Raw genomic sequence first — 18,977 nt, 5'->3', positions numbered from 1 at the left:
GGGGGACAACCTCTAATTTTATTCACTTCCGCTGAGTGTTGCAAAGCGTTTGAGCTAAAGTTCGTGCTCCCACCTTCTTCCCTTTTCATTTTAGAAGGATATCCTTATAATAGAAGTGGAAGTCTTTAGTAATATTAAGCAAACTTGCTTGACTAAGGATAAGTCGGATTAAGTTGTTAAGGTGAGAGGGAGGGCCGGTCTTTGAAACAGTTAAGGGTTCTCGTATTCTCTGCAGCATTTGGAAACGGACATTTACGGGCAGCCGAAGCTGTTATTGAAGAGATACTGATCAAGCATCCTTCGGCAAAAATTAGCCACTTGGATTTCGGTGATTTCTTAAATCAACGGATTAATTCCATTATTAAATACGGCTATAGTGAAATTATTAAATACATCCCAAAACTTTGGGGGAGAATCTATCATAAAACAAGTAAGGTGAAGCTAAAACCCAAGGGTCAATATTTCTTAGGCAAAATGGGGCGAAGCAAGTTCCTGAAATACGTTCATGAATTTAAACCGGATTTCATCCTCTGTACATACCCTACCGTTTCTTCGATTCTGGCGCAACTGAGATGCGAGCAACTTCTTCAGGTCCCCGTGTTTACTATAATCACGGATTATTCGGTTCACTATCATTGGATCCATCAGGGTGTTGATGGTTATATTGTAGCATGTGATGAAGTGAAGGAGAGTTTAATAGCCTGGGGAATCAAAGCGGAGCGCATTTTTATGACCGGGATCCCGGTAAGCTTAAAATTTGAAGAGGAAACTGATCAGGCGCAGATTTTCGCCAAGTTAGGGTTAAAGCCTGATCGGCCAACCTTTTTAGTGATGGGAGGATCGTATGGTGTTTTGAAAAGCGCGAAAAGAATCTGTAAAAAACTCGCAGATTCTCCTGTCCCGGTCCAGGCAATTATTGTTTGTGGGAAAAATAAAAAATTGTATCTCTCGTTGGAAGAGGTCATTGCCCAAGGCCGAAACCCTATGCTCCGGTTCGAGTTCGTGGATAATGTAGAGGAGTTAATGTCGGTTTCTGATTTGATTATCACAAAAGCGGGTGGGTTGACGGTTTCTGAAGCGTTAACGAAGCATTTGCCGCTTATTATTTACAAACCAATTCCCGGCCAGGAAGATGAAAACGCATCTTTCGTCCAGCGCATAGGTGCTGGTTGTATAGCAGAAAACGAGCAGGAATTGGAACAGCTTCTCAACCGCTTCTTAAGGTATCCCGAGGATATTGAGAAAATGCGCAAAAAAGCGGCCGTCGCTTTGCCGGGCCACTCCACAGAACGGGCCGTGGAAGGAATATTTCAATTGGTTAAAATCGTTCTATGAACTCAGGTCCGGAGTCCGGGATTGTTTTTCATTTTAGCAAATAAATAAGGAGCGTTTAGTTAATGAATAATGGAAAAATGAAAAAACCTTCACCATCAATCGATGATTGGCTCAAAGAAGCAAAAGGTGATTCAATGGCTTTACAGGAAGGGATGTTTTTAGTCCATAATGGCGTCGTGCGTCAGACGCCCAAAGCCAAGGTCCGCCAAGGGCTTGATGATGGTTCGTTGGTAAAAGGAATGGAATTTGCATATGATGCAATGAAAGTAGATGCGGCGATTGCTGAAACCTATAAGATGACCGGCATCTTCCATGTCAGGGTTTGGCTTAATGAGGGCCAGCTCGAGATCGGTGATGACATAATGTACGTGCTGATAGGCGGCGACATTAGACCACATGTTATTGATGCCTTGCAATTCCTGGTTGAAAAGATTAAAAGTAAATGTGTTATCGAAATCGAACAAAAATTGTAATTAACCATAGGTTGTTGTGTTGGTATGAACAAATATTTAATGCGTTGGTTGAGAGATAGAAGTTCTCACACCAACGCATTTTTTATTGAGAATTATTAAAGACCCCGCCAGGATTCGGGACGAAGACGTTCCAGGGATTGATTCTCGATGACGTTGTCAAGAGTCTCTAATATCGCTTCCCGGTCAGCGGGGAGTGTGGCGCGGAGGGGCAGGTAATTGGAAGCGTGATTACAACGAAAAACACAGTTGGTGACGTTAAGATGCTCAAGCAGGGTTCGAATTTCAGTCAAAGATTCGAGGGGGGTAATAAGTTGAAAGATTCCTCGTTTGATCGCCTTGTTTATGGGCGCGCTTGGCTCCACCATCAAGGTTAGGGCCCCCAGATAGGGAGGGTCGATGGCGCTGATGACCCGTGCGGTATCAAGAGCATGCTCCTGCGAATGAGCTTTACCGCCCAGACCAATTATGACGGTACAGGAGAGAGCTAAACCGCTCTCTCTAATTTTTTGCCCGGCAGTTACCATCTGCTCAGGAGTGACTCCTTTCCCGACGGATCTTAGGATTCCGGGATTGCCGCTTTCAACGCCTAAATAAACGAGCGTGAGCCCATGTTCTTTCAGGGCCGCTAATTCTTCGGGGTTCTTGGCGAGTATGTCTTTAGGGCCCCCATAGATCCCTACCCGTTGAAGACGGGGGAACTTTTCGTAAAGACGATCAAGGATCTCAATCAGCAATAAGGAGTCGACGACGAGCGCATCTCCGTCCGCGAGAAAAATCTGTTCGGCGTCGGGCTCATGCGCCAGGGCTGTGGTGATAATCTCGAAGATTTCCGCGCGCGATTTTATGCGAAAGGTTTTATCTTTAAACATGGTGCAAAAGGTGCAGGCGTTATGCCGGCATCCCACCGTGATTTGCAAAATAAGACTATTTGCTTCGCTGGGTGGACGATAGATATTTCCTTCATAAAACACATTACCATCTCCTCGTCGTTTTTAGGTTATAAACTTCTATTCTTACAAGGACGGGGTTAGTACCTGCACGGTGATGATAGTATTATATCTGATAATCAATATGGACAGCAAGGTTGGGAGTTAGTGACCACATGGGTTATCTGGTTCTATTCCTTTAAACGTTAGAGCGTATTCGCCAATAGCATCCTGTCGTCACAACCTACGGTGGAGGAATAGAGTGTCAATATAAATACCGCGATCCCCGCATCAAGCCGGCACCGTTTTGCAGTAGTGCGGAGTCTAATGAGAAGGCAACGAGGCTCGGTATATAAGATGCCGTATAATTACTTGAGAAAATAACCATTGATCAATATTGCATTAATATGTACAATATAGCTAGAAGTAGTTTAATATAGTTGGTTATAGTTTGATATATAAAAAAATAATTTGCTTCGAAAGTGAGTAGTATGGATAATTAGTTATTAAATTGACAAGAGGCAGGTGGATTTATGGTCAGTAATATCTGATTGTGCCCAATGAAACCAGCAGAAAAATTGAAATCAGAAGAAAAGGAGTTTAGCGGTATGAAAAAGACACATATTTCATTAATTATTGTTGTAATGCTTATATTAAGCTTTACGGTCAGCGGATGTGCTACTCGGACATCCACTAAAGAGACTACGATTACCGTAACAGACCAACTGGGCCGGACAGTAACTGTCCCCACAAATATCACGAAAGTAACCGGGACACATCATTTTGGACCTAATGTAGTCTATGCACTCGGCCAGGGTGATAAACTGACGGACTATGCCATACCCGGAAAGCTCGGAAGTGCTTTAGCGAGAGTTGATAAAGTGTATGCTTCCAAACCTGTGGTTTTCCAGGGAGCGAGTTACAATATTGAAGCAGCGATTGCGTTACAACCACAAGTGTCATTTGTTTATGCTTCTTCCGATAAAGACCTGATCTCTCAATTCGAAAATGCCGGAATTAAAGTTGTTGCCGTTAAAGGCGAAACGATGACGGAAAGTTACGAAGCCATCAGACTGATTGCGACTGTTCTGAATTGCACAGATAAAGGTGAAGCTTATATAGCCGAATGTGAAAAATTACTTAAATTGGTCAAAGACAGAGTAGGGGATATTCCTGAGGCACAGAAACCCAGAGTCATGTTTGCCGGGCCGAAAAGTGTCTACACTGTTACCAGCGGCGATATGCTGGATACGACTCTGATGGAATTAGCCGGAGCAGTCAGCGTTTCCAAGTCGATCAAAGGGTACTGGACGGAAGTCTCGCCGGAGCAGGTAGCAACCTGGAACCCAGATGTAATTATTCTTGGCTCTATATTAGATACTTACGGTGATGATGCAATTTATAAAAACTCCCACTTCAAAACTGTCAAGGCGATCAAAGATCAAAAGGTTTATAGCATGCCTTCCAATATCGGTTGGTGGGATTTCCCTGCACCGAATTGTGTTTTGGGGGTAGTTTGGATGGCTAAAATGTTTTATCCCGAAAAATTTACAGATATCGATATGACCCAAGTTGCCGATGATTTCTATAAGAAATTTTATGGGCATACCTTTACCGAAATGGGCGGTAAGCTATAATTTTGCCGCACATAAGCGTAGGAGGGAAAAATGAAAAACCGGACATGGATCATTCTGACAGCGTTATTTGTAATTTCCCTCATAGTTGCCCTGAGTATGGGACGATTTGCGGTTAGTATCACGGATATTTGCAGTATGGTTTTACATGGTCTGGGGGTAAAGGGGTTTTTACCCTCTCCCTCAGAGCAAGCGCAGATGGTATTTTGGAATGTCCGGCTACCCAGGATTATTATGGCCATTGCTGTGGGCAGCGGTATATCTGTGGCCGGCGTTGTTTTTCAAGCTATCTTCCGAAATCCGCTTGCAAGTCCTGATATTTTGGGGGTATCAGGGGGAGCAGCTTTTGGGGCAGCTCTCTGTATTGTCTATTTAACAGAAGTTTCTCTGGGGATTCAAGGATTCGCTTTTTTCTTTGGCATTCTGGCTGTCTTTATCACCTATATACTCGCAGCGCGGAGCCTTGATAAGTCCACGTCCGTCCTTGTTATTTCAGGGATTGTTGTCTGGGCACTTTTCCAGGCGGGATTATCGATCCTCCAGTATCTTTCCGATCCTTATGACCAACTGGCAAAAATCATGTTTTGGACCATGGGCAGCTTTCAGACAAGCACCTGGGAAAAAGTGCAGCTTACTCTGCCAATTATTATTTTAGGGACTGTGATCCTGACCATTTTTAGTTGGCGGTTAAATATTATGACGCAGGATGAGAAGCAGATTCTTTCCCTTGGGATCAATGTCAAAAAGTGGCGGGTATTATATATTGGTGTCGGCACCCTGATTGTCGCCTCTGCTGTATCTACGGTTGGGGAAATAAAATGGGTCGGTTTGATTATGCCGCACATCGCCCGTTATCTGGTTGGTACTGAGCACAGAAGACTGGTGCCGGTTGCCGCATTTTTAGGAGGGAGTTTTATGCTCCTGATGGACACGCTGGCACGTACCGCAACGTCCGCGGAAATACCGATCAGTATTATTACGTCGATTATCGGCGCTCCGTTCTTAGGATACCTGGTATTAAGCAGGAAAGGCGGTGTTGCAAAGGGTGACAATTGAAATAACTGACCTTACTGCGGGCTATGGTAAAAAGTCAGTGTTAAAAGGTATTAATATTCGGGTAAGTGAAGGCAAAATTTGTGCCTTGCTGGGGCATAACGGCTCAGGGAAAACGACGCTCATGAATTGCATCAATGCGCTGCTGAAACCTTTCAAAGGCAATATTGCGATCATGGGCAAAGAAATCAGCAGACTTGACAGAGTTCGCATTGCCCAGCTTGTCAGTGTTGTACCGCAAAGCAGTTATTCTTCTTTTAGCTTTCCGGTGCTGGATATGATTTTGATGGGGAGCGCAGCAAGATTAAAAGCCTGGGCAGCTCCCGGAGAAAAAGAAATAAATAGAGCGCATGATGCGATGAAAGAAGTCGGAATTAATCATCTGGCCGATGTCTTGTATTCGGAGCTTTCGGGTGGGCAGCAGCAAATGGTTTTATTAGCGCGAGCCTTATATCAGGACACACCGCTGATGCTCTTGGATGAACCAAATTCACATCTGGATTTTTGTAATCAGCACCGAATGATGGAACTTATGAAAGAGGTTGTTAAACTGCGCGGTGTCACGGCTCTGGTGACTTTACATGACCCAAATCTTGCGCTTTATTACTGTGATGAAATCATTATGCTTAAAAACGGATATGTTATCGCCCAAGGGCCATCCGAAGAGGTATTGACCAACGTGAATTTAAGACAAGCCCTCGGAGAGAACATTGCTATTGAAGGAACAAAGGGCGGGCTGCAGGTGGTTGTACCGCGTCATCTCTCCATTTGCGCTGCAGAAACAGGGGAGACAGAAAAGGAGGCGACAAGGAGTGCAGTGTAATTACTGTGAATGGCGTTGTGAATTAAAGAATGATAAATTCGGTGTATGTAAAATGTACTATGAAAATAACGGAGAAATTGCAGAGTGCTTTCCTGATAGATGGTGTACCTGCGGCATTTCCAAGGTAGAATCGATTCCTTTTTATCATGCCTGGCCCGGCAGTAAAAGTATGGTTATCGGAACAAGCAGCTGCAATTTTGAATGCAAATATTGCTCCAACTCGTATATCGCCAGGGAAGATCCGACGAAACAGCAGCGGGGTATGTTTGAGTTTACACCGCAAGAGCTTATAGGAATGGCAGTCAAACAGAATTGCCACAATATTGTTTTTAACGTAAATGAACCGACTGTATCCCTGCCTTCGCTGATCAATGTCAGTAAAGAAGCTAAGAAAATCGGAATGCCGATGGGATGTTTGACAAATGCCTATATGACTGAGGAGGCAACCGAGATCATGGCCGATATATTTTCATTTATTAATATCAGCCTGAAAGGGATGGTCCCGGAGTTTTACCGTGAATATATCGGGATAAAAAATGGGGATCCTATCTTTCGCAATATCCGCCGGCTGGCCCGGACCAACCATATAGAAGTAACATCGCCGGTGATCCAGACGGTCAATGACCACGAGCTGGATGAAATGGCCGATTTTCTTTCGGAAATCAACAAAGATATCCCGTTCCATGTTTTCCGCCTGCTGCCCGAATACAAGATGAAAGATACCGAGTATCCGCATATTGACCGGATCAATGATTCCCTGAACCAGGTCAGAGAGAAACTGAATTATGTCTACTTCCATAACTTTGTTGGTTCTGACTGGGTCAATACGGTCTGCCCTGAATGCAAATCGGATGTAATTGAAAGATTAAGCCTCGGCTGCGGTGGGGACAGGCTGTATAAATTCTCCTGTCTGAATAATCAATGCCAGGTATGTGGCAGAGAAATTCCGATTCACGGTAGGAAGGTCAATTGGAATACACGGGAGGTGTCCTGAATGAGTGTGGGAATTATCGATGCCAGAGAATGGCAAAGAGTTTTTGATTTGAAAACCGGGCAAAAAGCGGATATCGAACATCCAACGGTTGACATGGTCAAAGGGATCATTGCCAAGCATTCTTTTCCTGGGGATGTAGAGATGGCAACCAATGCCTGGGTAACCGATACGGCATTGGAACTGATCGAAAAATACCAGCCGCAATTTGCTTTTATCAGCTACGGCTTGCCGTATTTTACGCTTCGGTTCCATGATAAAACGGCAGATGAAAGACAAAATATAATTCAATCAGTTTTTGCAGAAGTTGACCGGTTTGTCCGGGATTCAGGTTTTACCCCGGTTATTGTTGGTTCAGGAGGCCTTGTCCCGCTAAAAGGATATATTGATATAAGCCGCCTGGACGGGTTGGCTATAGCCAGTAACTGGTCAGCCAGCTATGCAGGTATACATGATGCAAGCGCAAGAGATTTAGACTACCTAAATAGCTTGCCTCAGATAGAGCGTATTGTGAATAAATTCGAGCTGTTAAACCTCTTTGATGGAAAACCCGAAGAGGGGTTCCGGCTGCCGGAATATTTAGTGGTTGCCAAGGAAGGGTATACCTATAAGTCTGCCGGCACAACACTCAGGAAGGCTGTCCAAATTCCAGGGAAAAACTATTTCATTCCGATATCGACCGATCTGGGAAAAGTAAGCAGCATTATTGACATTCGCAGATTGATTGAAAATCATCTCCCTAATAAGAAGATCGCGCTGATTGTTATTGAGGGACTTGGAGAAGAAGACTTTCCTTTACCGTACAGGCGCTGTATTAACTCAATCGGCTGGTACCACTATGAACAAGGGGAATTGCAGTTTTTTGCAATGTATATGGGAAGACATCATTTCTTGGCATATCCCCAGGGGTACCGTTATTATGAAGATGATGATGAGAATCAACCGTATCCTTTTTCCGGTTATTTTCGGGATATTCCCACAGATACCATTGGCGTAAATATGAGACTTAAAAGAATAGCAGTTGGCAGCAGAAGCATGTTTCCACATACGACTACCGGTGCGGACATTTGCATTGAGTGTTTTGCCAGAAATTTATTTAATCAAGGTGTTATGGCGACGATCAACGATGTTATTCTTTGTTAGGACTTTAATCCACTCCAGGGATATTACTACGGATACTACCGGAGCACAAATGGGGATTAAACGAATAGCAGTCGGTAGCAGAAGCAAGTTTCCTCATACTATAGAATGCTTTGCCAGGAATCTCTTTAATCAGGGTGCATGGCAGTGATCAAATAGGTTTAGGGAGGAGGGATAATTTATGTGTCAACAAGACAACAATTCCTGTGCTTGTCAGCAACCGGAAAAACTTGTAGGTAAGCCGGGAGAATGTAGTCCCAAACAAATTAAAGAGTGTCATGGTGAAGAAAATGTATGCTCTTGTTTTCAGGAAAAAGAAAAGGAAAAGTAAAATTAAACGCGAGGTAGTATTAGAAATAGATACGGCAGTCAAACCGTATTTATTTCTGATATTAATAATAGACAAGGAGAAAGGTGCTAATGGATGAGATTAGAATAAGGCCTGTTGGTGTGGTGCATTCATCTCAGGTTGATCTTGCATCAGTGATACCATTTCACGGGCAAACGGCGAGGATAGAAATTTTTCCTGAATATGCCGGGGCCTTAAAAAATATTGATAAACATTCCCATCTCTGGATATTATCCTGGTTTCATCTGGCAAACCGGGAATTGCTTGAAACATCTCCCAAGTCAGTAGATCCTTATGCACCTGTCTTTGGAGTTTTTGGCTTAAGAACAGCTGCACGTCCCAATCCTATTGGTTTATCTCTGGTAAAACTGGAGCAGGTTCAAGGAAGAAATTTGCTTGTCCAAGGTATAGATACCGTTGATGGTTCTCCAATTTTGGACATTAAACCATATTTTGAGCAGGATATTATTTTCTCTCCCTTGGCTCCTTATATAAGGCCTCATAAAAAAGAGATGCTTTATCAAATGTTCTATGTCGAAGCTTTGCGTCATCACCAGGAGGAGTGTGAAGGTTTTTATCTGGCGTTACGCATGGCGATGATAGCCGAAGAGAAGCTCGGCAAGCTGCATGACCCGGAGCTGTTGGTAACGGTCGTGGGCTCACCTTGCATTGCAGATACCGTTCAGGGGCTTACAAGGGCCAGAGTTGCCAATCCGCCAAGATTCAAATTTATTGAATCTGCAGAAGAAAGTTATGTTTTGTGGGACAATTATACCCGACAAGTAAAAACTGCATTAAAGATCAAAAATGTGACTAAAGATGATATTAGTAATCTATCCGTTGAAGATCTCTTCGATATAACGGACACTGAATTGAAGTAATATACCACGAATTGGGACGGAAAGGTTACTAAAGAATGGTGATAACCAGAGGTCAAATAGAATTTTCCTTTACCTAAAATTCCGGAATCCGCTAAAATACTGGATATTTATCTTTTCGGGAGTTAAAACGCAGACACACGGCAATTTATCCAGGCAAGTGCCTCTATCCTTTGGCCATAAGGTTTTGAGGCACTTCTTGTGTGATATTGGACTTTCGAAAGAGGGAAATAATGAAAAATATGTTGGATTTGGAGCAAAAGAAAATCGGCTTATTGATGTTTGAATTTTCTCTACCTGCCATTATTGGCATGTTGGTGGGGGCCTTATATAATGTTACATCCCGGGCGTTTCTTGGTAAAGGAGTTGGAACTGTAGCGATTGCAGCGATTACCATCGCTTTACCGATGCAAACCCTTCTATGGGCCGTAATGATGCTGGTTGCTATCGGCACGACATCGCTAATATCCATACGCCTTGGGGAAAAAAAGATAGACGAAGCGGAAAAAATAATTAGCAGCGGCACGACGATTCTAATCCTGATCCCTTCTTTGCTTACAGTTATCTATTTCCTTTTTGCCAATCAAATATTAACTCTATTTGGGGCAAGCCCGGAAGTATTGCCGTATGCAAGGAGTTATACTGATTTGATCATGCTTGGTTCAATTACGAGTTCGATTTCCTTCGGTATGAATAATTTTATCAGGGCGGAAGGGAATCCCAGAATTGCGATGGCAACGCAAATTATGGTTTCTTTACTAAACATTTTTTTCAATTATATTTTTATCTTTCCTCTCGGTATGGGCATTCGGGGGTCTGCACTTGCGGTCGTTGTTGCCCAAAGCATTACTGCGCTTTTTGTTCTAGCCTATTACCTATCTGGCCGAAGTTTAGTTAAGATAAGAATCAAGTATCTTTTCCCGCGCCAGCGAATTACCGCTGGTATCTTTGCGATTGGTTTTGCACCGTTCTCGATGCAAATTGCTGGTGTGATTCAACAAACGATTCTAAACCAAACGGTGAGACACTACGGCGGTGACTTGGCTTTATCGACCATTGGGATTCTAATCTCATTGTCAGCTCTGATTTATATGCCAATTATGGGTCTTGGGCAAGGAGCCCAACCAATTTTAGGTTTCAATTATGGTGCACGTGCTTTTAAACGTGTCAAAAGGACCCTAAAGCTTGCGATTATTTCTGGAACGGGTATAGCTTTGGCTAGTTGGGTCATTATTATTGTTGCAGCAGATCCTATTCTCAGGCTTTTCAGTAATGGTGACGTTGAGCTAACGAAAATGACATCTCATGCCATGAAGTACTATTTCGCTTTGATTCCTTATTTGGGGTTCCAAATTGTATCCACGAGCTATTTTCAAGCAACCGGCAAGCCTGTTCAGGCTACCATTCTCAGCCTGTCACGCCAAGTCCTGATATTCATACCGCTTTTGCTAATCTTACCGCATATTTGGGGTATTAACGGGGTTTGGAGAGCTGTTCCAATCTCAGATGCACTGGCCTGTACCTTAACTTCTGTACTAATCTATTTTGAAATTAAAAACATAAATTATAAGGAGAAAAACATTAGTAATCATAATGAATAAAATGAAATTCAACCTGGGGCATCAGAAGGCGTTTTGAACAAGGAAAGGTTCAATTAGACCACACCAAGTTTTTATGTTATGACAAGGTTGAATATGGAGAATTTATTCAATAGAAAATTTCCGGTTTGAGAATTGTAATATTGGCACGGTCAATCAAGATTAATTGATCTTTTTGCATTTGGGATAATTCCCGAGATACGGACGGCCGTGTCACGCCGATTAACTCGGCGATTTCAGTCTTTTTATGAGCGAGCTTAAATGACAGCCGGTTCGCGGTTTTAGTTTGTTCACTCAAGTAAAGGATCAATCGTGATTTGACGCTTTTTTGATTAAGCAAATTAATTTTGCGGCTGAATAGCAGGAGCCGGTTTGATATAAAAGCAATATAATTTCTACTAAAGTGGGGACTTGCGTTTAACAGCTTTTCAATTTGTTCAAAGGGGATATACAAGATGATAACTTCCGATATGGTCGTTATACTGAATAAATAATTGGATTCTTCGGCATATAAAAGCCCTTCTCCAAAGGAATCTCCTTCCTTTAAAAACCCAAAATTGAAGCTCTCTCCAGAGGGTAAGGATTTTTTGAGTGATAAAACTCCTTCGAGGATAAAGCCTATCGCATTGCACGTATTGTATTCCTGAATAATCAAGGAATTTTTTTTATATTGATCTACTTTACACGCATCAAAATCAATCAGTTTTTCTAAATCAGAAGCTGTAAAACCATCGAATAGATCAGTCTTAAGTAATTTATTCATATATGGAAACATATTTACCCCCTAAAGTGTAACTGCGGTTACATAATATTATAAGGCAAACGATTATAATATGTAATAGTCAATGTAGTATAATGTAGTATATAGTTTATTTTAGGTATAAGGGGGATGGTTAAGTATTAAATGAACTATTATGGATTGATATACATCGCTAAAATTGATTATATATAGATTATATACTAGGATTGTTAGTTAGCTATATTCCTATTTATCCCATTAACATTTATAATACTGACAACAGATGGGATAAAGTTATTAATCCCATATTTCCGGCACCATCTTCATTAACATTTTAATACTGATAGAGATAGGATAAAGCCTTGATTAAATTAGAGAATATTTCCAAAAGTTTTAATAAATTAGGGGTACTGTACGCCTTTAGCTGCACGATTGCGAAAGGAGAGTTCATTTGTTTCTATGGCCCTTCAGGCATAGGAAAAACAACCCTGTTGAATATTCTTGCCGGATTGAGCCATCCGGACAGCGGTAAATTGGAAAATATGGCGAAAAAAATCGGCTATGTCTTCCAGGAACCAAGACTTATCCCATGGTGCAGCGTTTTCGACAATATCGAACTGGTCTTGTTTGGTATCTCTTCCGATTCCAAAGAGAAGCGCGCTGAACTGATTCGTACCTTGCTGCAAAAAGTTGATTTGGATCATTTTGCGCAATATTATCCTTCACAATTGAGCGGCGGCATGAAACAGCGGGTTTCTTTGGCCAGAGCGTTTGCTGTTCAACCGGACCTTTTACTATTGGATGAACCTTTCAGCTCCCTGGACTTTAAGTTAAAGGACACGCTGTGTGCCTATTTATTGGATTTGCTCTCATGGAAGCCTTGTACGACTGTTTTTATCACGCACGATCTGGATGACGCAATCCGTATGGCTGACCGAATATTCTTCCTGAAAGACAGGCCTTGTCAAATCAAATATGAATACATACTGAAAGTTCCCCAGAGGCAAAGAAATGAGCGATTTGTCTTTACCCAGAAAACCCAAATTCAATCTCAACTCAGTCAATACTACTTTACTTAAGCTAATAAAGATGAAGGATTAAGGAGCTAAAGGAGATAAATATATTCAGGAATAAAGGAAATGGAGAAAGAGGGGAAAAATCTTGAAGAAAGTACTAATTATTATTACAGCATTGTTTGTTGTGTTGACTATGCTGGGCGGTTGCGCACAGCAACCACCAAAATTATCAGAACTGACAATTGCTACATCACCCGGTCCCATTACCTATCCGCTTGCCAAAATGAAGGAAGATAACCTGCTTTCCAATATCGCCGATAAAACAACCATTAACGCCTGGGCGACTGGCGATCAACTGACGGCCATGGTGACGTCGAACCAGGTGCAATTTGCCGCATCTCCGCTGACGAACGCGATGATGCTCTACAATAAAGGGGTTAAAGTCAAGTTGATTAACGTATCGGTGTGGGGAATGCTGTATGTGATCAGTTCCGATCAGCAGCTTAAGAGCCTTGACCAGCTGAAAGGGAAGACCGTTGCGGTCGTGGGAGGGCAGACGGGACTGCACGCTTCGGTTTTCCGCCATTTACTGATTAAAAATAATATTAATCCGGACAAAGACTTGACGATTGTGGACACGGACCAAACCTTAGCAGCCACGAAGCTGATTTCCAAAGAGATTCAATACGCGATCTTAAATGAACCCAATTCCAGCATCGCTTTAATGAATGCCAAACAAAATAATGTTGCGTTATATCGCAGTATCGATCTTCAGGCGGAATGGGCTGAAATAACGGGTAAAGCGGATGCCAGGATTCCCTGGGCCGGCTTGATCGTTGTCGGTGACAGCGCCAAAAATGACGTGCTGATCAAGACCGTCCTGACCCAGTATAATAATAGCGCCAAATGGGTCAACGAAAATCCCGCTGCGGTCGGAGACATTACCGTCAAATATTTCCCGACGATGAAAGCGCCGGCAGTGACCAATTCCATTCCTTTTTCCAGGCTTGAGCCCCAATCCGCCGCTCAAAGCCAGGAACTGGTGGAAGAATTCTACAATGAATTACTGAAAACAGCCTCACCCCAATCCATTGGAGGAAAGCTGCCTGATGCGGGCTTCTATTATCAAGGTAAATAAGACAATCCTCTGGAAAATCACCGGCGTGCTTTTGCTGCTGGCCATCTGGGAGATTATCGCAGCATTTTCCCACCCGTTAATTGTTCCCAATATACAGCGCACCGGTAGTGCACTCTATACAATGGCTGTCAGCGGAGAAATCGCCGGTACTTTATGGTTAACCATTCAGAAAATGTTAACCGGACTGGCGATTGGGGTTGTCCTGGGTGTTGTTTTAGGGAGTTTGGGAGGATTAAGCCGGACATTCAACGGGATGTTTATGCCGTCCATCAATACGATTCTGGCGACACCCAGCGTAATTTTTGTGATCATCGCCATGGTTTGGTTTGGAGTTGGCAGTACGCTGGTGATCTTTATTGTCGGCCTGCTCGTTTTTCCGATCATGTATATGAACACCGTCAAAGCTATCCATACGATTGACGGGTCCCTGCTGCAGATGGCGCAGGTCTACCGGATTCCCTGGAAGTATAAAATGCGCAAACTCTATCTGCCAGGCATCTTGAACGGCTTCATCGCCGGATTCACGCTCAGCGCGGCTTCAGCGATTCGTCTGGCCGTCTTTGCCGAAGTGTTCGCCGGACAGAACGGGGTCGGACCTGCCATAACACAAGCGCGCAATTACCTGGAAACAGACAAGCTTTTTGCCTGGGCGATCATCTTAATTCTTTTGGTCGTGGTTATTGAATTGTTTATCCTGCGACCTATTGAAAAATTCATTAATAAACGCACAAACGCTTAATGGTATGGAGGAAGCTATGGAAGATATTGTACTTAAACCCGTGGGTGAAGTGAGGACAACAGAGCATACCCTTTCGACAATGCCCTTATGGGGGGAGGAACTCTCGATCATAGAAATATACCCTGAATACGCACCGGCCTTGTTGAAGATCCAGGAACATTCACATTTTTGGATATTGTCCTGGTTTAATCAGGCTGACCGGTCTGTATTGCGGAAAAGACCGGAACGGGTGAATCCGGACCTGCCGGAATATGGCGTCTTCGGCATCAGGACCCCTTTCAGACCCAATCCGATCGGCCTTACCCTGGTCAAACTGGAAAAGGTCGAAGAAAACAGGCTTTATGTAGCTGGACTCGATGCGCTCGACGGTACGCCGATTATCGATATTAAACCCTATTTTGAACAGGATATAATTTTTTCACCTAAAGCACCTTATATCAGTCCTGGGAAACGGGAAAGAAAATATCCGCTACTAATGAAAGAAGCGATCAATCAGCACCAGGAAGACTGCGCTGATCTTCATATCGGCATACACATGGCCCTGATTGCCGAGGAATATTTCGGCAAGCTGAATTCAGATGATTTAAGGGTTGCCGTAACCGGTCCGCTGTGTTTGGGCGATGTGCTGCAGGGCTTAACGCGGGCCCGGCTTGCCAATCCGCCGCGGTTCTCTATCACATCTTCTGACAGTGTTTCAAGCTCGGTATGGTATAAGGGCGGCAAGACCCTGACTATTAAACAGCGGAAACCAGAGATTGAAGTTGAGGATGCCAGGAATATTTCCGATGATGAGCTGTTCATCGTTGTGTTTTTAGGATAAAGATTTAGGAGGTTTTTTATGAATCATGAACATTTGGAAAATGTCCTTCGTTTTCATGGACACCTCTGTCCGGGTGTCGCTTTCGGTTATCGGGCCGGACTCTATGCCTTGAAGGAATTCGGCGCGGCGCAAGGTACTTTGCGGGATACGCATATTGTCATTGCCGAAAATGAGGTCTGCGGTCTGGATGGAATCCAGATCATGACAGGATGCACGGTAGGCAATGATGGTCTGCTGATCCAGAATATCGGAAAACAAGCGTTTATTATCATCGCCAAGAAAGACGGTCACGGGCTAAGGGTTCTTCTCGATGTGCCTTTATGGGACAGTGAGCATCCGCTGATGCTCCATGCTAAAGTGAAAAGCAAGACAGCGACACCGGAGGAGAAGAAGGAATTCTTCGCGTTGCGCACTAAACGGGGGCAAGAGATCCTGTCAATGACCGATGACGAACTGTTGAAGGTTTTCACAGCAAGCTATCCTTATACTGAAAAAATACGCTTATTTCCATTCAAAACCTGTGACCAATGCGGGGAAGCGGTTATGTCTCCCTTGATCAAGGAAGTTAAAGGCAAATATCTATGCCAGTCGTGTGAGAAATGAATCCGAGAAACATCCTGTTTGCGCTTAGCTTTGCCGGATTTATCGTCATCGCGGATAACTGGGTTGTTTCACCGATACTTCCTGCCATTGCCCAGGATATGGGCGTCAGCATTGCCGGCACCTCTCTGCTCATTGCCGCATATATGATCCCTTTTGGCCTGTTTCAGCTTGTTTTTGGCTATCTCTCCGATCGGTTCGGTAAAAGGCAGGTTATGAGCCTTGCGATGGTTTTTTTTACCATCGGGACAGCCTTATGTTCTATGGCGGCCGGATTAACCGATTTAGCAATATACCGCTTTTTGACAGGGGTTTTCGCCGGATCGGTGATGCCGATTTCCATGGCGCTTATTGGGGATGTTTTCCCGTTGGAGCATCGCCAGTCAGCCATTGGCACTTTTCTGGGTATAACCAATATGGGGCAGGGATTAAGCTTAATCATCGGTGGTTCAATCGCCTATTTTTTTCATTGGCGCGGCGTATTTGCGATTTATGCCCTTTTTTCCATCGTGGTCACCGTGATGTTATTGACCGTCGGCAGGAAGATCCCGTCGGTTGGCAATCCCGACAGCAAAGTTTTCTCGCTCTACCGGCAGCTGTTAAAGAATCACCAAAGCAGAAAAATCTATTCGTTGGTATTGCTCGAGGGGCTGTTTCTGGTTGGACCCTTTAGCTTCATGGGCGGATATATCAAGGCTGCCTATGATTACAATAATTTGCTCATTGGAATGGTGATGACAGCGTATGCCATTGCCGCAATGATCACCGGCCGTTTTTCTGGGAAAATCGCCGCTAAAACCGGAAAGAAAAACACAATAATCCTGGGTTTAAGCTGTGGTCTTGCAGCGGATTTTCTCTTTATCTTATTCGGAAATAAACTCATCGCGCTGATCATCGGCATCGCCTTGCTGGGATCAGCTTTTACGTTGGCCCATTCGACCTTTTTGACCCTTATTTCGGAATTTGCCGCTAAATCCAGGGGCGTGGCGATGTCTCTTGCCGCCTTCTGTTTTATGGGCGGGGGCGGTTTAGGGATTTTAATGGGAAGCAATATCCTGCGCGTTTCCGATTTCCTGACAATGTTTACTGTTTACGGATTCGGCGTCCTTGCATTAATCATCACCGTGAAATTCGTTAAAAAAGTACCTTTTAGCAGCAGGAAAACACTAAACACTAGACACTAAACTCTTAACCCTAAACTTTAACTTTAATAAGCTTAGGCTTGCTGCCCAACAAAAAACACAGGACCACGAAAACGGTTAATAATATTTTGTATATTTAATTGCTGTATCAACGAAAGATGATAATATTTTGAAGATGATTCTATATGAAAAGGAGACACAGAACATGTATATCACCGATGAAACGATTGATAGATTAATTAGAGAGGATATTCCCTATCTGGATTTAACGACACATATATTGAATATCAGAGAACGAAAAGGGACCATCCGGTTTACTTCCAGGCAAAAAGCAGTGATCAGTGGGACGGATATTGTGGCAAGGATTTTTGAAAAACTGGGGATCAGGATCATCAACATCATTCCTTCGGGTACGGGAGTCGAAGCCGGAGAAATCTTTATTGAAGCGCAAGGTACGGCGCAAAGCCTCCATATGGCTTGGAAAGTGAGCATAAATATCCTGGAATATTGCTCGGGGATTGCCACCAGGACAAGAACGTTGGTTGACAGTGCAAAAAAAATTAACCCTAAAATAGAAGTGGTTACAACGCGGAAAGTCTTTCCTGGCACGAAAGAACTCTCCATTAAGGCTATCTTAGACGGAGGCGCTTTGCCGCACAGACTCGGTTTATCTGAAACGATTTTGATTTTCAAACAGCATGCTGTTTTCTTGGGCGGAGTGGACGGATTATTAGGCGAACTGGAAAAGATCAAAGAGAGAGTATGTGAAAAAAAGGTAGTGGTTGAGGTTGAATGTCGAGAAGATGCGATTAAATTATGTCATGCCAGGATTAATGCGCTTCAATTCGATAAAATTCCACCGGAAAAGTTAAAGGAAATCGTCAATGATATCCGAAAGATTAATTTCGGGATAACTTTAATTAGCACCGGCGGAATCAACGCGGAGAACATCGAAGCATATGCCGCTGCAGGTGTTGATGTAATTAATACGTCATCGGTTTATTTTGGAAAGCCTGTTGATATCGGTGTTGAAATAAAGAGAGTTGATTTATAAAATGTATTGTGCCAATGTATCAATATACTGTACTTTAGCCAAATAATCTACCATCTATGATTCCAGTGCTGAAAGCACTAAAATTTCCTTTTCTGACTCGCCAAATCTGGTAAATTGTAGGACCCGAGTACTTCCATCCTCGAAAGCCCTCTATGACAGGGTGGATATTGATAGGTATCGAGAGTTTAAAAACCCTATCTACTAGGACGCTTATGTTATTTTCCTATCAAATTGAGACAGGTATCTCTTGTATGCCATTAAGACTATTGAATATACTATTTTGTAAGTTTCCAATGTTTTGCGAAACATCTGCATATACCCCCGAAAAGTTGAATTTATCTCTAGCATTCTGTTTATTTCTTCGTCATGCTTCTTATTTCAACTTTAAGATCTTTTTACCTGTTTATTTGAGCAGCTTTGAAGGGGCTTTTGCAGGGGAATCGTATATACATTGCACATTGACAGAGATGGATAGATCTTTGTCAATATGCTTTAACCGGACCGCACTATTATGAGTCAATATTATCCA

Annotated in this window: 19 protein-coding genes; 17 read left to right on the top strand and 2 right to left on the bottom strand. The window is 43.2% G+C overall.

The genetic code is table 11. The annotated features are described in order from the left end of the window. The first annotated feature begins 201 nt into the window (after window positions 1-201). On the top strand, window positions 202-1,335 hold the full coding sequence (locus AC6I5A_RS03320; protein WP_034611655.1) for an MGDG synthase family glycosyltransferase: 1,134 nt from the start codon (window positions 202-204) through the stop codon (window positions 1,333-1,335). 62 nt (window positions 1,336-1,397) lie between these two features. Further along, entirely contained in the window at window positions 1,398-1,808 is a 411-nt protein-coding gene (locus tag AC6I5A_RS03315) for a molybdenum cofactor biosynthesis protein MoaE (protein ID WP_034611653.1), read from the top strand. A 95-nt stretch (window positions 1,809-1,903) separates the two neighbouring features. Here AC6I5A_RS03315 and AC6I5A_RS03310 read toward each other — a convergent pair whose 3' ends face one another. Continuing rightward, window positions 1,904-2,779 carry a radical SAM protein gene (locus AC6I5A_RS03310; protein ID WP_034611651.1) on the bottom strand — a complete coding sequence of 292 codons (876 nt, stop codon included), beginning with the start codon at window positions 2,777-2,779 and terminating at the stop codon, window positions 1,904-1,906. Window positions 2,780-3,342: 563 nt separating this feature from the next. Here AC6I5A_RS03310 and AC6I5A_RS03305 point away from each other — a divergent pair. From AC6I5A_RS03305 to AC6I5A_RS03270, 8 genes are all read left to right on the top strand, one after another. Continuing rightward, window positions 3,343-4,371 carry an ABC transporter substrate-binding protein gene (locus AC6I5A_RS03305; RefSeq protein WP_034611664.1) on the top strand — a complete coding sequence of 343 codons (1,029 nt, stop codon included), beginning with the start codon at window positions 3,343-3,345 and terminating at the stop codon, window positions 4,369-4,371. Window positions 4,372-4,401: 30 nt separating this feature from the next. Beyond that, window positions 4,402-5,424, top strand: coding sequence for a FecCD family ABC transporter permease (locus AC6I5A_RS03300; protein WP_034611650.1), 1,023 nt, complete (start codon window positions 4,402-4,404; stop codon window positions 5,422-5,424). Continuing rightward, a complete protein-coding gene (locus AC6I5A_RS03295; protein ID WP_052167863.1) occupies window positions 5,414-6,244 on the top strand; it encodes an ATP-binding cassette domain-containing protein in 831 nt (276 codons plus the stop codon). Before AC6I5A_RS03300 ends, AC6I5A_RS03295 begins: the two co-directional genes overlap by 11 nt. Then, a complete protein-coding gene (locus tag AC6I5A_RS03290; protein WP_034611648.1) occupies window positions 6,234-7,238 on the top strand; it encodes a radical SAM protein in 1,005 nt (334 codons plus the stop codon). The genes AC6I5A_RS03295 and AC6I5A_RS03290 overlap by 11 nt, the downstream gene beginning before the upstream one ends. Continuing rightward, window positions 7,239-8,378 carry a hypothetical protein gene (locus tag AC6I5A_RS03285; protein WP_034611647.1) on the top strand — a complete coding sequence of 380 codons (1,140 nt, stop codon included), beginning with the start codon at window positions 7,239-7,241 and terminating at the stop codon, window positions 8,376-8,378. It abuts the gene before it with no gap. A gap of 178 nt (window positions 8,379-8,556) precedes the next feature. Next, window positions 8,557-8,706 (top strand): hypothetical protein, encoded by a 150-nt coding sequence (locus AC6I5A_RS03280; protein WP_497900454.1) that lies wholly within the window; start codon window positions 8,557-8,559, stop codon window positions 8,704-8,706. Window positions 8,707-8,795: 89 nt separating this feature from the next. Continuing rightward, window positions 8,796-9,605 (top strand): tRNA (N6-threonylcarbamoyladenosine(37)-N6)-methyltransferase TrmO, encoded by an 810-nt coding sequence (gene tsaA, locus AC6I5A_RS03275; protein WP_034611645.1) that lies wholly within the window; start codon window positions 8,796-8,798, stop codon window positions 9,603-9,605. 230 nt (window positions 9,606-9,835) lie between these two features. After that, window positions 9,836-11,203 (top strand): MATE family efflux transporter, encoded by a 1,368-nt coding sequence (locus AC6I5A_RS03270; RefSeq protein WP_497900453.1) that lies wholly within the window; start codon window positions 9,836-9,838, stop codon window positions 11,201-11,203. Between the two features lie 106 nt (window positions 11,204-11,309). Here AC6I5A_RS03270 and AC6I5A_RS03265 read toward each other — a convergent pair whose 3' ends face one another. Next, complete coding sequence (locus AC6I5A_RS03265; protein ID WP_034611643.1) at window positions 11,310-11,975, bottom strand: Crp/Fnr family transcriptional regulator; 666 nt, start codon at window positions 11,973-11,975, stop codon at window positions 11,310-11,312. Window positions 11,976-12,301: 326 nt separating this feature from the next. Here AC6I5A_RS03265 and AC6I5A_RS03260 point away from each other — a divergent pair, with 326 nt between their 5' ends. From AC6I5A_RS03260 to modD, 7 genes are all read left to right on the top strand, one after another. After that, window positions 12,302-13,018, top strand: a complete 717-nt coding sequence (locus AC6I5A_RS03260) for an ABC transporter ATP-binding protein (RefSeq protein ID WP_034611642.1) — start codon at window positions 12,302-12,304, stop codon at window positions 13,016-13,018. Between the two features lie 82 nt (window positions 13,019-13,100). Beyond that, complete coding sequence (locus tag AC6I5A_RS03255; protein ID WP_034611640.1) at window positions 13,101-14,093, top strand: ABC transporter substrate-binding protein; 993 nt, start codon at window positions 13,101-13,103, stop codon at window positions 14,091-14,093. Next, window positions 14,065-14,832, top strand: coding sequence for an ABC transporter permease (locus tag AC6I5A_RS03250; protein ID WP_034611638.1), 768 nt, complete (start codon window positions 14,065-14,067; stop codon window positions 14,830-14,832). The genes AC6I5A_RS03255 and AC6I5A_RS03250 overlap by 29 nt, the downstream gene beginning before the upstream one ends. 16 nt (window positions 14,833-14,848) lie before the next feature. Continuing rightward, a complete protein-coding gene (gene tsaA, locus AC6I5A_RS03245; RefSeq protein ID WP_034611637.1) occupies window positions 14,849-15,652 on the top strand; it encodes a tRNA (N6-threonylcarbamoyladenosine(37)-N6)-methyltransferase TrmO in 804 nt (267 codons plus the stop codon). An 18-nt stretch (window positions 15,653-15,670) separates the two neighbouring features. After that, window positions 15,671-16,255, top strand: coding sequence for an FmdE family protein (locus AC6I5A_RS03240; protein WP_034611635.1), 585 nt, complete (start codon window positions 15,671-15,673; stop codon window positions 16,253-16,255). Further along, complete coding sequence (locus AC6I5A_RS03235; protein WP_034611633.1) at window positions 16,252-17,436, top strand: MFS transporter; 1,185 nt, start codon at window positions 16,252-16,254, stop codon at window positions 17,434-17,436. The genes AC6I5A_RS03240 and AC6I5A_RS03235 overlap by 4 nt, the downstream gene beginning before the upstream one ends. A gap of 163 nt (window positions 17,437-17,599) precedes the next feature. After that, on the top strand, window positions 17,600-18,448 hold the full coding sequence (modD, locus tag AC6I5A_RS03230; RefSeq protein WP_034611632.1) for a ModD protein: 849 nt from the start codon (window positions 17,600-17,602) through the stop codon (window positions 18,446-18,448). Window positions 18,449-18,977 lie beyond the last annotated feature (529 nt).

It is taken from the genome of Desulfosporosinus sp. Tol-M2, assembly GCF_059735615.1.
The sequence above is the reverse complement of the archived record's forward strand: the minus strand, read 5'-3'. Positions and strand labels throughout refer to the sequence as shown.